This window comes from Streptomyces sp. NPDC058000, assembly GCF_042886435.1.
In the GTDB taxonomy this organism is placed as follows: Bacteria; Actinomycetota; Actinomycetes; order Streptomycetales; family Streptomycetaceae; genus Streptomyces.
The window spans coordinates 1-13,273 of the sequence record NZ_JBHVQS010000003.1 but is presented as its reverse complement, the minus strand read 5'-3'; the positions used below and the strand labels follow the sequence as shown (position 1 = coordinate 13,273).

The window sequence follows — 13,273 nt, the reverse complement described above, 5'->3', positions numbered from 1 at the left end:
GGGCGGCGGCGGGTGCGCGAAACCCCCACCCGCCGCCGGCGTTCGGCGGGGCGTCAGCCCGCCGCGTAGACGTCCTCGATGTAGCGGCCGGACGCGGTCAGTTCGCGCAGCCACGCCTCCGACTCCTGCTCCGACGCGCCGGTGCAGGTCCGGTGCACCGCGCGGAACGCGTCCCGGACGCCGGGCGCCATCCGGCTGCCGTCGCCGCAGACGTAGACCCGGGCGCCGGCCCGCAGCAGCTCCCACACCTCGGTGGCCTCGGCCGCGATCCGGTGCTGGACGAAGCGGTGGCCGTTTTCGGGGCGGGCGCTGAAGACGGGGTGGACGGCGAGGGCGCCGGCCCGCTCGGCGGCGGCGAACTCCGCGGCGTGCAGGAAGTCGCCGTCGGGGTCGTCGCAGCCGAAGTAGAGCCGGGCCGGGGTGGTCCGGCCGGCCGCGACACGGTCGGCGACGGCGCCGCGGAACGGGGCGAGCCCGGTGCCGGCGGCGACCAGGATGACCGGGGTGTCGTCGGCCGGGTCGAGGCGGAACGCCTCCCGGCACGGCTGGACCCGGGCCAGCAGGGTGTCGCCGGGCCGCAGGGTGTGCAGATGCGTCGAGCCGGTGCCGCCGGGCAGCAGCGAGACCATCAGGTCGGCGTGCCGAGGGTCGGCGGCCGGCGACGAGGACAGCGAGTAGTGGCGGGTGCGGAGCGGGGGCAGCAGCTCCAGGACCACCGGCCAGGGCAGCGCGCCGCGCAGCGCGGGGTGGGCCTCGATCAGCTCGACGAGGGTGCGCGGATCGTCCTCGGGGAGGTTCTCCAGGGCGTGCCGCTCGGGCGGGCAGGGGTTGTGCGCGGCGAGCAGGGCGCACTGCTCGCGGGTCGGACGGATACCCAACTCCAGGTGATGGGTCAGGAGTTGACGTATCGTCAGAGGTCGGTCGAGGGGCAGGGTGTCGCGGGCCGGGCGGCCCGTCGGCGGGCGCAGCGCCAGCACGGTGTCCAGGTCGGCGCCGAGCGCCTGCGCGGTGCGGGCCACCGCCTCGGGGGTGTTGACCGGCAGGACGGCGAGGTGGTCGGCGGTGCGGTAGGAGACGCCGTCGGGGAGTGCCAGGCGCAGGAAGCGCTTGGGGCGCGACCAGCCCTCGGCGGTCAGGTCGTACGCCTCGGTGACGGTCATGGGGACGAGGCCGTGCCGGGCGGCGAGCGCGTCGAGCGGGCCACCGGTGAGCGCGGTGACGGTGTAGCCGGAGTCGTCGGCGGCGTCGTCCGCGCCGTCTGCGCCGGGGCCGCCGATGCTCGCCGGGTCGCCGTAGCGGGTCAGCAGTTCGGTGCGCAGTGCGACGCCGAACTTCCGCACGATGGTGGTGAGTTCACCGGAGGCGTCGGCCTCGGCGCGGGGCAGCAGCCGGTCTCCGCCGAGGGCGGTCAGCCGGTCGTCGACGAGGGTGGGGACCTGCTGGTAGGTGGCGGCCCAGTTGCGGTCGCCGACGCCCAGCACGGCGTAGCGGACCCCGGCCGCGGAGCCCTCGGGTGCGGTGCCGAGCCAGGCGGTGAACGCGGTGGCGTCGTCGGTCGGTTGGCCGTTGTAGGAGGCGGCGACGATGACGACGGGGCGGTCGGTGGGGAGGCCGCCGGCGCAGGCGTTCAGCGGCGCGACCTCGGTGGCGAAGCCCAGGGCGGTGGCCTCGTCGGCGAGCCGCTCGGCGAACTCCCGGCAGGTGCCGTAGTTGGTGCCGTGCAGCAGGAGCAGGCCGGTGTCCTGCGGGACGCGGGTGGGCAGGCCGTCGTCGGGCGCGGCGCCGGTGGCCTCGCCGTCCGGCGTCCCGGCGGGCCCGCCGGGCAGCACGGCCAGCGCGGCGCGGGCCGCGGCCCGGTCGGCGGGCGTGCGGGGGGCGAGGGCGAGCGTGAAACCGTCGGGCTTGAGGGTGAGGGTCTCCTTGATGCGGAGGTGGTAGCCGGTGTGGTCGATCAGCCGGTAGCGGTGCACCAGCAGGGCCAGCAGCATGGTGGCCTCGTGCAGCGCGAACTGCCGCCCGATGCAGGCGCGTTCACCGGTGCCGAACGGCTTGTAGGCGTGCGGGGAGCGGGCCGCCTCGGCCGCCGGGCTGAAGCGGAACGGGTCGAACGCCTCGGGGTTGTCGCCCCAGACCGGGTCGCGGTGCAGCATCGGGGTGAGGACGGTGACCAGTTGGCCGGCGGCGACCGGATAGCGGCCGCCGATCACGGTGTCGGTGCGGGCCTGGCGGCTGAAGGCGGCGGCGGTCGGCCACAGCCGCAGCGCCTCGTTGAGCACCTGGCGGGTGAACGCCAGCTTGCCGATGTCCTCGAAGGCGGGGTCCGGGTCGGGGTCGTCGCCCCACAGCTCGTCGGCCTCGCGCTGCGCCATCCGCAGCGCGACCGGGTCCTTGAGCAGGTGGTACAGGGCGAAGGAGAGCGCGCCGGAGGTGGTTTCGTGACCGGCGATCAGGAAGGTGATGACCTGGTTGCGGATGTTGGCGAGGTCGAGGACCGGTCCCTGGTGCGCCGCGTTGCCCTCCGTGGCGGCGAGCATCAGGCCCAGCAGGTCGTCGTCGCGCTGCTCACCGCTGGCCGTGCGGGCGGCGATCACCTCGTCGACGACGGACGCGAGGTAGTCGGCGTCCGCGCGAAACGCCGCGTCGGCCGCGGTGTGGTCGGCATCGGGCTGCCGGGCGAACTTGGCCATGCTCCATTCCAGGCAGCGCACCATCGCCTCGACGAAGGGGTGCGGGGTGTCCCGGGCGAACGACTCGAAGTCGAAGCCGAAGCCGGCCAGTCCGATGGTGTCCAGGGTCATCCGGGTCATGTCGTCGGCGACCTCTATGGGGCGGCCCTCGGCCATCCGCCGGTCCCAGGCCGCGGTGACCCGGCGGGCGACCTTCAGCATCGCCGGGTGGTACGTGCGCATCGAGCCCAGCGCGAAGGCCGGCATCAGGACCTCGTGGGCCTTGGCCCAGTTGGGCTCGTCGTTGTAGGCGGTGAACAGACCGTCACCGGCGAACTCCCGCACGCTCTCCAGGACCACCGAGACGCCCTTGGCGAAGCGGGACTCGTCGGCGACCTCGGTGACCAGGTCGAGGGAGGAGAGGAAGAGCGTCTCGCGGGCGCCGAACTTGCGCAGGTAGGCCGGGCCGTGGATCCGGGCGAGGTCCATGGCCTGCTGGAGCGGCGTGGTGCTGATCCCGGTCGCCGTGAGGTCGGCGACCGGGACGCTCACGGCGGTGGCGCGGTCGCCCGTCTGGGGCGCGATGGTGTCGGTCATGTCTCCAGCGTGACCGGCCCGGTGGCCGCCCCCGGCCCGGGGAACTGCATGATTGTGCAGTGGTTCGTCGTCGCGCACTCTTGCGCGTACGGCGCCGATGAGGCAAGGGCCGCCGACAGCACGGGAGAAAGGGCGGAAACCGGGCGATGGACAGCGTGACGGACGGTGGTGCGCCGGAGGACGAGACGGGCGCGGACTGCCCACGCAGCTGGCCGCCGGTCCCGGCCGCCCCGCCCCCGGCCGGCGACTACCGCGACTACTTCGTGATGCTGCTGTACCGCATCCCCACGCCGATCGCGGTGTGCCGGGCGGACGGCCAGGTGCTTATCGCCAATCCGGCGATGGCGGCGCAGTGGGGCGCGGTCCCCGGACAGTTGCGCGGCCGCAACCTGCTCGACTGGTTCCGGCCCCGGGACCCGGCGCAGATCGCCCGGATCATGGAGGCGCTGCGGCTGGGCCGCCGGTCCCGCTATCCGGTCGAGGTGCGGTGGCGGACCGGGCCCGGCGAGCCGGAGCGGCAGGGGGAGCTGACGATCGATCCGGTCGGCAACCCGTCCGGGGAACCGCCGGCGCTGCTGGCCCTCCTGCGGGAGGACACCGGGGCCACCGCCGCCCCACCGCCCGCGCCGCCCCCCACCAGCCCCGTCGAGGCCCGGATCCTGGCGCTGGCGGCCGGTGGCGCGACCACCGCCGCGATCGGCGGCGCGCTGGGGCTGACCGTCGACGGGGTGAACTACCACCTCACCCGGCTGGCCCGCCGCTGGCGCGTCCAGGGCCGCACCGCGCTGGTGGCCAAGGCGTACGTGCTGGGGGTGCTCGCCCCGGACCGCTGGCCGCCGGCGCCCGCGGCCCCGGACGACGACGGCACGCGAACGCCCGGCCCCTGAGTCGGACTGCACGTGTGTGCGGATAACCTCCCTGGTGTGGAGGAGAACACACCCGCGCCGTTCGAGCGCGGAACGGACGGTCCCAAGGTCATCGTCGTCGGTGTCGACGGCTCCGACTCGTCCTGGCGGGCCGCGGCGTACGCGGCCGGGCTGGCCAGGCGTCAGGGGTCGAAGCTGGTGATGGTCTACGTCCAGCCGGTGCTGGCGACCGGGGCCGCGATGGGCGCACCGGTCATGGACACCACCAACGAGGTGGCCGAGGAGCTGATGGCCGAGATCCGCAAGGCCACCGAACGGCTCGACGGGATATTCCACCTGCGGTGGGAGTTCCACACCCTGCGCGGGGACCCGTACAACGGCATGGTGCAGATGGCCGACGAGCTCAAGGCGGACGCGGTGGTGGTCGGCGCCTCGGAGTCCGCCGGGCACCGCATCATGGGCTCGGTCGCGGTGCGTCTGGTGAAGGCCGGCCGGTGGCCGGTCACGGTCGTGCCGTAGCACCCGGGCCGCCGGTCGCGTCCCCGGCGCTCCGCTGGTGGGCCGGGCCGGGCTGAGGCACGGTGGAGGGTGGACGGGCGGAGCGCCGCCCCGACGAGTCAGACACCGTGAGCGACCGGGAGACACCGTGACCGACCGCACGTATCGCGTGACCGAGATCGTGGGGACGTCCCAGCAGAGCGTGGACGCCGCGATCCAGAACGGCATCAAGCGCGCCTCCGGCACCCTGCGGAATCTCGACTGGTTCGAGATCACGCAGGTCCGCGGCCACATCATCGAGGGCCGGGTCGACCACTACCAGGTCGGTCTGAAGGTCGGTTTCCGGCTGGAGGACGCGGGCTGAAGCCCCGGGGGCCGAATGGCTCCCCGCCGCCGCGTCGCCTTCGTCACGGCGCCGCCGGCAGTCCATGATGATCCGCCGTCGGACCACGACGGACACGTACCGAGCGTACGGAGGATCACCCATGGCACGCCTGCTGCGCGCGGGTCAGGGCGTTTGGCGCCGTAAACCGATCGAGCACATCGAGGAGCCGGAGGGCACCGCGGCCCAGCAGCTCACCCGCGAGCTGGGGCTGTGGCAACTGACCGCCATCGGCATCGGCGGCATCATCGGCGCCGGCATCTTCACGCTGGCCGGCACCGTCGCCCACGAGAAGGCCGGCCCCGCGGTCCTGATCTCCTTCCTCATCGCCGGCGTGGCCAGCGCCGCGGCGGCCTTCTCCTACGCCGAGTTCGCCGGACTGATCCCGAAGGCGGGCTCGGCCTACACCTACGGCTACGCGGTACTGGGCGAACTCGCCGGCTGGTTCATCGGCTGGGACCTGCTGCTGGAGTACACCGCGATCGTGGCGGTGGTCGCGATCGGCATCTCCGGCTACTTCTCGTTCCTGCTCGGCGCGCTGGGCCTGAAGCTGCCGGCGTGGATGCTGGGCGCGCCCGGCACCGGCCCCGGGCACCGGGTGGACCTCTTCGCGGCGGTGCTCTGCCTGCTGATCGCGTATCTGCTCACCCTGGGCATCAAGAACGCCGCCCGGTTCGAGACGATCGTGGTCGGGCTGAAGGTGCTGGTGGTGCTCGTCGTCATCGGGGTCGGCTTCTTCCACCTCGACACCGCCAACTACCGGCCGTTCTTCCCGTTCGGGGTGAGCGGCGCGTTCACCGGCGCGGCCACCGTCTTCTTCGCGGTCTTCGGCTACGACGCGATGAGCACGGCGGCCGAGGAGTCCAAGGACGCCCAACGCCACATGCCCAAGGCGATCATGTACTCGCTGGCCGTCTCGATGGTGCTGTACGTGCTCGCCTGCCTGGTGCTGACGGGCATGCAGAACTACCGGCACATCGACCCGGAGAGCGGCTTCTCCACCGCGTTCAAGTCGGTCGGGCTGGGCGCGCTGGCGGACGTGATCGCGGTCGGCGCGATCATCGGCATCCTGACCGTCATGTTCACCTTCATGCTGGGGGTGACCCGGGTGTGGTTCTCGATGAGCCGGGACGGGCTGCTGCCCAAGTGGTTCGCCAAGACCAGCGCCACCCACCACGTACCGGTCCGGGTCACCTGGATCGTCGGCGTGGCGTCCGCGGTGATCGCCGGCGTCCTGCCGATCGGGGAGGCCGCCGAACTGACCAACATCGGCATCCTGTTGGCGTTCGTGGTGGTGTGCATCTCGGTGATCGTGCTCCGCTACAAGCGACCCGAACTGCCGCGCACCTTCCGCACGCCGGGCATGCCCGTGGTCCCGGCGATCGGGGTGTGCTTCTCGCTGTGGCTGATCACCTTCCTGGCGTGGCAGACCTGGGTGCGGTTCGCGGTGTGGTTCCTGATCGGCCTGGTCATCTACTTCTCGTACTCCTACCGGAAGTCGGCGTTGGCGACGGCGGACGAGACGGCTCCGGAACAGCGGTGACGGCCCGGACGACCGCCTCGCCGGCCTCCGTCCAGCGGTAGAGCACGCTGCGCCCGGCCCGGCGACGGGCGATCAGGCGGGCGTCGCGCAGCACTTGGAGGTGCCGGCCGACCGAGCCCAGGCCCTGGCCGGTCAGGGCGACCAGCTGCGTGGTGCTCTTCGGCGTGCCGAGCAGCACCAGGACGGCCGCCCGGCCGCTCCCCAACAGGGCGGCCAGCGCCCCGGGGACCGGCGGCCGGTCCGGCTCGGCCAGCGTGCCGGAGCAGGGGTAGACCACCGCGGAGCGGGGCGGTCGCCGCCCGTCGGTGTCCCAGGAGAGCCAGGACTGCTGCGGAGTGACGGGGACGAACAGCAGCCCGGCGTCGGCCAGTTCGCGCGGAGGATGGTCGTGGACGGTGATCTGGAGGCGGTTCGCGCCGAGCCAGCGCAGGCCGGGGCGCATCCCGTCCAGCGCGGCGACCCAACCGCCGCTGCCGAGCCGGGCCGTACGCGCCAGGACGTCGGCCTCCAGGATGCGGCGGCGGCGCGGCCAGTCCGGCAGCACGGTGTGCCGCCAGACCCAGTCGAGGAGCGCGGCGGTGCGCTCGGGGAGGTCGGCGCGGTGCCGGAGGGCGGCGGGGAGCGGTGCGCCGGCCAGGGCCTCGGTGAGGTCGGCGCGGGCGGTGGCCGGCGGGGTGTCGCGGACCCGGGCGAGTTCGGCGGGGAAGTCCTGGTCGGGGGCGCCGCTCGGGGTCGGGGTCAGGAAGGTCGCGTTCCAGGTGCGGCGCAGGGCGCAGCGGACGAGGAGGGCGGTCGGCGGGTCGGCGGCCAGGCGGGCGCGGTAGGCGGGTAAGTGGGCGTCGAGCCAGGCGCGTTCGCCCCCGAGCGCGGCGGTGCCGCGGTACAGCGTCTTCAGGGCGGCGGTGGTCTCGGCCAGCGGTGAGACGGCGAACCGGCCCGCGGCGAGGGTGTCCGCGGTGATCTCCCACCACCCCACGCCCACCGCTCCCTCGTTTCGCCGGCCCGCGAAACTGTACGCCGGGGCGCCGGGCCGCCCGGACACTCCCGCCATGCACAGCTACCGCGAGCTCTTCCGCACCCCGGAGTTCACTCCGCTCTTCCTCGCCTCCGCCGCGCAGGTGGCCGGCCAGACCGTCGGCGGCCTGGCCCTCGGCACGCTGGTGTACAGGACGACCGGCTCCCCGCTGCTGTCGTCCCTCGCCGTGTTCGGCCCGTCCCTGGCCCAGGTGATCGGCGCGGCCACGCTGCTGTCGGCGGCCGACCGGCTGCCGCCGCGCGCCGCGTTGACCGGTCTGGGGCTGGTGCTCGGACTGGGCACCGCCGTCCAGGCCGTCCCCGGACTGCCGGTGGGCGCGTCGTTCGCCGTCCTGATGGTGCTGGGGGTGCTCTCCTCCCTGGGCGGCGGGGTGCGCTACGGGCTGCTCAACGAGCTGCTGGCGCGGGAGGGATACCTGCTGGGCCGCTCCGTCTTCGCCATGGCGTCCGGGGTGGTGCAGATCTGCGGCTTCGCGGTGGGCGGGGCACTGGTGGCGGCGCTGTCGCCGCGCGGGGCGCTGCTGGTCGCGGCCGTGTTGTACGCCGCCGGTGCGGCCGCGGCCCGCTGCGGGCTCGGCCGGCGGGCGCCGCGCGCCGCCGGCCGCCCCTCGGTCGCCGGGACCTGGCGCACCCATGCCCTGCTGTGGGCCGACCGGCCGCGGCGGTACGTCTACCTCGCGCTGTGGCTGCCCAACGGCCTGATCGTCGGCGGTGAATCGCTCTACGTCCCGTACGCGCCCGGACAGGCGGGGCTGCTCTTCGCCTGCGGTGCGCTCGGCATGCTGGCCGGGGACACCCTCGTCGGCCGGTTCGTCCCCCGCCACCGGGCGGACCGCCTGGTGGTCCCGTTGTGCCTGCTGCTCGCCGCGCCGTACCTGGTCTTCGCGGTGCGGCCGCCGACGGCGGTGGCGATGGCGGCGGTGCTGCTCGCCACCGTCGGCTACGCCTCGGGCCTGCTGCTCCAGGAACGGCTGATGGCGCTGACCCCCGACGGACTGAGCGGCCACGCCCTCGGGCTGCACTCCGCCGGCATGCTCACCCTGCAAGGGGTGGGCGCCGCCCTGGCCGGCGCGCTGGCCGAGTGGATCCCTCCGGGGTGGGCGATGGCGGCGCTGGCGGTGGCGTCGATGGGGGTGACGGTGGTGTTGGCGCCCGGGCTCCGCGTGCAGTCGGCGTCCCGCACGCCGGACGGGGTGGGCGCCGCACGCGACGCATGACGCCCGGTCGGGGCGGCTCGCCGGGCGAGTTCAGTCGCGCCGCCGCGTCCGCCACCGCACGGCTCGCCGCCATACGGCCCGCCACCGCCGCGCGACGATCCGGTGCCACCACAGCCACCACGGCAGGCGGCGGCGCGGCACGCACGCCCAGACGTCCATATCCGCCTCGGTGTCGCGCGGGCAGCGGCGCAGCAGTTCCAGGCAGCGGGCGTCCACCGTGCCGTGCAGCCGGGCGGTGTGGGCCAGCGCGATGATGCCCTGGTGGCGCAGGCCGGCATCGCCCATCGCGAGGGCCTGCTCCAGCGCCCGCGCGACGCGGGGCAGGATCGCCTCGGGGTGCGGATGGGTGAGCGCCAGGCCGATGACCGCGACGCCGACGCGCTCGGCACCGCGGGCGAAGGCGGCGTCCACCTCCTCGGGGCGGTCGGTGCCGAGCAGTGCGGAGTCCTCCTGCCAGTTCATGCCCCGGCCGGGGACCGCCCGGTCGAGGAGGAACTCGGCGCGCCCGGCGGCAAGTTGGGCCTCCGGCACGGTCCGGTCGCCACGGTCGGCCCGGCGGCAGCCGGCGAGGTACTCCCAGATCCGGCCCGGATCGCCCTCGCCCCCGTTCCCGTTCCCGTTCCCGTCTCCGATCCCGTCCTCGCCGGCGTCCGCGACCTCCCGGCAGACCGCGTCGAGTTCCGCGGTCTCCCCCGTCGCCACGCCCGCGCCCGCCTTGTGGATCCGCTCGAACGCGATCCCGTCCGCCCCGAGGTCGCAGCGCCGGAGGAACGCCAACTCGACGGTGTCCTCGGCGGTCAGCCGGGCGTGCAGGTACCCCCAGGCGAGTTCGAGCGCGTCCAGGGCGACGGCGTATCGGACGAACTCGGCGGGGAGGGCGGTGGGAACGGCCGGGTCCGGATGGTCCGGTACCGCGTCCCGGCCGGTCGGGCGTGGGTCTGACGTCTGCACAGAACGAGGGTAGACGAGGGGTGTTGGCGCCTCGCGGCCCCTTGACGGGCCTCCGCCCGGGCCCAAGAATGAGCCCGCCCTGACAACGTTGTCGGCCCTCCTGGAGGTCTGCCCATGCCCTGGACCAGACGCAACCGGCCGCGCACCGCGGGCGCGGCGGTGGCGGCCGTGCTCCTCGGGAGCGTGCTCACCGCCCCGGCCGCGCACGCCGCCCTCACCGCACCGGCCGAGCCGTCCGGCGGCCGCCTCACCGACCTCGTCAACCCCTTCATCGGCAGCCAGAACGACGGCAACACCTACCCCGGGGCCGCGGTGCCGTTCGGAATGGTGCAGCTCTCCCCCGACACCGGGCACACCACCGGCTACAGCTACGACGACAGCCACATCCGCGGTTTCAGCTCGGTGCACATCTCCGGCGTCGGCTGCGGACTCGGCGGCGACCTGCCGGTGCTGCCGACCACCGGCGACGTCACCGAGACCGACTACGCGAAGTACGCCGCCGCGTTCACCCACGACGGCGAGTCGGCCCGTCCGGGCTCCTACCGCGTCCGGCTGACCTCCTACGGCGGGATCACCGCCGAGCTGACCGCGACCGCCCGCACCGGCCGGCAGCGCTACACCTTCCCGGCCACCGACAAGGCCAATGTGCTGCTCAACGCCGGCCAGTCGCTGCACCGGACGGTCTCCACCCACGTCGAGGTGCTCGACTCCCGCACCGTCCGCACCGCGATCACCGGCCGCGGCTTCTGCCAGGACACCCGGCCGTACACGGTCTACACCGTCACCCGCTTCAACCGGCCCTTCACCGCGTACGGGACCTGGCGCGGCGACACCGTGACGCCCGGCTCCCGGGACTCCACCGCGCCCGGCCGACACGGCGCCTACGTCCGCTTCGACACCCGCACGGACCGCACCGTCGAGGCGACCACCGCCCTGAGCTACGTGGACGCGGCCGGTGCGGCACGCAACCTCCGTGCGGAGGGCGGGAGTTCCTTCGACCGGACGGAGGCGGCGGCGGACGCGGCGTGGGAGCGACGGCTGCGCCTGGTGCGCGTCGAGGGCCGCGACCGCACACTGCGCCGGACCTTCTACTCCTCCCTCTACCGGTCCTTCCTCGCCCCGAACCTCGGCAGCGACGTGGACGGCCGCTACACCGGCTGGGACCAACGCCCGCACCGGGCACGGGGGTTCACCTACTACCAGAACTGGTCCCTGTGGGACACCTACCGCACCCAGACCCAGCTGCTGTCGCTACTCGCACCGCAGGAGGCACGCGATATGGCGCTGTCGGTGCTGCGCATCGACAAGGAGAGCGGCTGGCTGCCCAAGTGGGGCTACGGCACGGTCGAGACCAACATCATGACCGGCGATCCGGTGACCCCGTTCCTCACCAACGCCTACCGACAGGGGCTGCTCAAGGGCCACGAGGAGGAGGCGTACGCCGCGCTCGCGAAGAACGCCGACGGGGTGCCGCCGGCCGCCTCCCCCGCGGTCGGCCGGGAGGCCAACGCCGCCTACCTCAAGAACGGGTACGCGCCCTACCTCAAGGGCCGCCCGCACACCAAGCCCGGTGACTCCGACTTCGACCACGGCGCCTCGGCGACCCTGGAGTACGCCCTGTCGGACGCGATGCTGGCGCAGATGGCACGCGACCTCGGCCATCGCGCGGACGCCGACCGGTACGCCGCGCGGGCGCTCAACTACCGCACCCTGTTCGACCGTTCCACCGGCTTCTTCCGGGCCCGGGACGGCCAGGGTGCGTTCACCGGCCCCGCCGACCCGGCCAAGAGCGAGGGCTTCCACGAGGGCACGGCCTGGCAGTACCAATGGCTGGTGCCGCAGGACCTGCCGGGGATGGTGGCGCTGATCGGCGGCAGGGAGAAGGCCACGGCCCGGCTGGACTCCTTCTTCGCCTACCCGCAGTTGCTCAAGGACCCGGCGAAGACCGCCCGCGAGGTGTGGGTGAACGGCCCCTACGACTACTACAACGCCGACAAGTACAACCCGCAGAACGAACCCGATCTGATCGCCCCGTACACCTACCTCTCCACCGGTCAGCCCTGGAAGACCACGGACGTGGTGCACGCCGCGCTGACCCTGTTCACCGACACCCCGACCGGGATGACCGGCAACGACGACCTGGGGACGATGTCGGCGTGGATGGTGCTCTCCTCGATCGGCGTCTTCCCGGTCCAGCCGGGCACCGACACCTGGGGCCTGAGCACCCCGGTCTTCGACCGGGTGGACCTGACCCTGGACCGCCGGTACTACCCCTCCGGCCACTTCACCCTCACCGCTCCCGGCACGTCGACCACCCACCGCTACGTGCAGTCCGTACGGCTCGACGGCACCCCCCGAGACCGCACCTACCTGACCACCGCCGACCTGCGCACCGGCCGTGAACTGGCCTTCTCCGTGGGCCCGGAGCCGTCCCGCTGGGGCACCGGCGACCGGGCGGCCCCGCCGCCGGTGGGGACGCCGGGGGCACTCTCCGCACCCTCGCAGCGGCAGGCCGAGGGCGAGCGCTGAGAGCACGGCGGCGGAGACCAGTGCGGAGAAGTAGACCAGCGCCCAGGGGTCACCAACGTGAGCCGCAGAAAGGCGAGGCAGGCCCGGGCGGGGCGGCGTAGACCGTCGCGCACCGGGCGTTCTCGTCGTGGCCGACCAGCGTCAACTCCTGCTCGCCGGCTGCGCGTCGGCCGGGTTCGCTCCGCGGGTGCGGCACCTTGCGGTCGACTGGTACGCGGTCGCCGCGCTGGTCGCGTGCGGCTGGGGGATCTGTCTGTGGCCGGGGTTGGCGCCGGTGCCGGAACACGCGCCGCCGGTGCGGGTGCCGTTGCGCGGCGAGCCGGGGCCGGTGCGGCGCTTCGTGGCGGTGGTGCGGCGGGGCAGTGCCGGGCAGCTCCCGATCGCCCGCGCGGTGGCGGCGCTGCGCGCGGTCGCGGACGAACGGGAGGCGAAGGGGGTGTGAGACCGGGCCCCGGGCCCAGTCCGCGATTCAGAGCCTGTCCGGTGGATCAGGGTCCGACAGGCCCTAGGGGCTGTCTGTGGTTGTGATCAGAATCGAGTTTTGAGTCCCGGACGGAGTGCTGATCGGGTAGGACTCCTGTGTGACTCGTGCGCAACTCACGGATGCAGAGTGGGAGTTCATCGGGCCGTTCCTGCCGATTGGCAGGTTCGGCCCCTACCCAGAGCGGCTGCGGGAGCAGTTTGCGGGGGTGATCTGGCGGTTCCGTACCGGCAGCCAGTGGAGGGAGATGCCCGAGCGATTCGGCGCCTGGCAGACGGTCTACAACCGCTTCATGCGCTGGCGGGACGGGGGTGTCTTCCAGGCGCTGCTGGAAGAGGCGATCGCCGAGGCCGCCCGCAGGGACGAGGTAGACATGTCCCTGGTCAGCGTGGACTCCACCACGGCACGGGCTTATCACGACGCGGCTGGCATGCGGGTCAGCGAGGAGACCCTGGCGGCGCTTGAGGAGGCGGCCTCCCAAAAGGGGGGACGTTCGAGGAACACAACG

General features: G+C 73.7%; 11 protein-coding genes. 8 read left to right on the top strand and 3 right to left on the bottom strand.

Annotated elements, in window-relative coordinates:
* Positions 1-53: 53 nt before the first annotated feature.
* Positions 54-3,263 carry a cytochrome P450 gene (locus ACFVT2_RS04875; RefSeq protein WP_390012286.1) on the bottom strand — a complete coding sequence of 1,070 codons (3,210 nt, stop codon included), beginning with the start codon at positions 3,261-3,263 and terminating at the stop codon, positions 54-56.
* A gap of 146 nt (positions 3,264-3,409) precedes the next feature.
* Between ACFVT2_RS04875 and ACFVT2_RS04870 the strand changes: the two genes are divergently transcribed.
* The 4 genes from ACFVT2_RS04870 to ACFVT2_RS04855 all read left to right on the top strand — a co-directional run bounded on the left by ACFVT2_RS04870 (position 3,410) and on the right by ACFVT2_RS04855 (position 6,552).
* The gene (locus ACFVT2_RS04870) at positions 3,410-4,150 is read left to right on the top strand and encodes a PAS domain-containing protein (RefSeq protein WP_390012284.1); all 741 of its coding nucleotides are present in this window, start codon (positions 3,410-3,412) and stop codon (positions 4,148-4,150) included.
* A 36-nt stretch (positions 4,151-4,186) separates the two neighbouring features.
* Positions 4,187-4,648, top strand: coding sequence for a universal stress protein (locus ACFVT2_RS04865; RefSeq protein ID WP_390012282.1), 462 nt, complete (start codon positions 4,187-4,189; stop codon positions 4,646-4,648).
* Between the two features lie 127 nt (positions 4,649-4,775).
* The gene (locus ACFVT2_RS04860) at positions 4,776-4,991 is read left to right on the top strand and encodes a dodecin (RefSeq protein WP_390012280.1); all 216 of its coding nucleotides are present in this window, start codon (positions 4,776-4,778) and stop codon (positions 4,989-4,991) included.
* A gap of 121 nt (positions 4,992-5,112) precedes the next feature.
* Entirely contained in the window at positions 5,113-6,552 is a 1,440-nt protein-coding gene (locus ACFVT2_RS04855; RefSeq protein ID WP_390012278.1) for an amino acid permease, read from the top strand.
* On the opposite strand, the gene ACFVT2_RS04850 is transcribed toward ACFVT2_RS04855, so the two are convergent.
* Positions 6,479-7,528, bottom strand: a complete 1,050-nt coding sequence (locus ACFVT2_RS04850; RefSeq protein ID WP_390012276.1) for an ArsR/SmtB family transcription factor — start codon at positions 7,526-7,528, stop codon at positions 6,479-6,481. The genes ACFVT2_RS04855 and ACFVT2_RS04850 overlap by 74 nt on opposite strands.
* Positions 7,529-7,601: 73 nt before the next feature.
* Here ACFVT2_RS04850 and ACFVT2_RS04845 point away from each other — a divergent pair, with 73 nt between their 5' ends.
* Entirely contained in the window at positions 7,602-8,804 is a 1,203-nt protein-coding gene (locus ACFVT2_RS04845) for an MFS transporter (RefSeq protein WP_390012274.1), read from the top strand.
* A 30-nt stretch (positions 8,805-8,834) separates the two neighbouring features.
* Here the strand turns inward: ACFVT2_RS04845 and ACFVT2_RS04840 are convergent, their stop codons facing one another.
* Positions 8,835-9,755, bottom strand: a complete 921-nt coding sequence (locus ACFVT2_RS04840) for a hypothetical protein (protein WP_390012272.1) — start codon at positions 9,753-9,755, stop codon at positions 8,835-8,837.
* Between the two features lie 114 nt (positions 9,756-9,869).
* Between ACFVT2_RS04840 and ACFVT2_RS04835 the strand changes: the two genes are divergently transcribed.
* The 3 genes from ACFVT2_RS04835 to ACFVT2_RS04825 form a co-directional block, all read left to right on the top strand.
* A complete protein-coding gene (locus ACFVT2_RS04835; protein ID WP_390012270.1) occupies positions 9,870-12,284 on the top strand; it encodes a GH92 family glycosyl hydrolase in 2,415 nt (804 codons plus the stop codon).
* 127 nt (positions 12,285-12,411) lie between these two features.
* Positions 12,412-12,726, top strand: a complete 315-nt coding sequence (locus ACFVT2_RS04830; RefSeq protein WP_390012268.1) for a LysR substrate-binding domain-containing protein — start codon at positions 12,412-12,414, stop codon at positions 12,724-12,726.
* Between the two features lie 139 nt (positions 12,727-12,865).
* Positions 12,866-13,273: transposase (locus ACFVT2_RS04825; RefSeq protein ID WP_390012266.1), on the top strand; the 408-nt coding region annotated here is incomplete at its 3' end.

Bases quoted from the DNA above. Each gene is read 5' to 3' on its own strand.
- ACFVT2_RS04855 (WP_390012278.1), top strand. From the start codon at position 5,113: ATGGCACGCCTGCTGCGCGCGGGTCAGGGCGTTTGGCGCCGTAAACCG.
- ACFVT2_RS04835 (WP_390012270.1), top strand. From the start codon at position 9,870: ATGCCCTGGACCAGACGCAACCGGCCGCGCACCGCGGGCGCGGCGGTG.
- ACFVT2_RS04870 (WP_390012284.1), top strand. From the start codon at position 3,410: ATGGACAGCGTGACGGACGGTGGTGCGCCGGAGGACGAGACGGGCGCG.
- ACFVT2_RS04845 (WP_390012274.1), top strand. From the start codon at position 7,602: ATGCACAGCTACCGCGAGCTCTTCCGCACCCCGGAGTTCACTCCGCTC.
- ACFVT2_RS04875 (WP_390012286.1), bottom strand. From the start codon at position 3,263: ATGACCGACACCATCGCGCCCCAGACGGGCGACCGCGCCACCGCCGTG.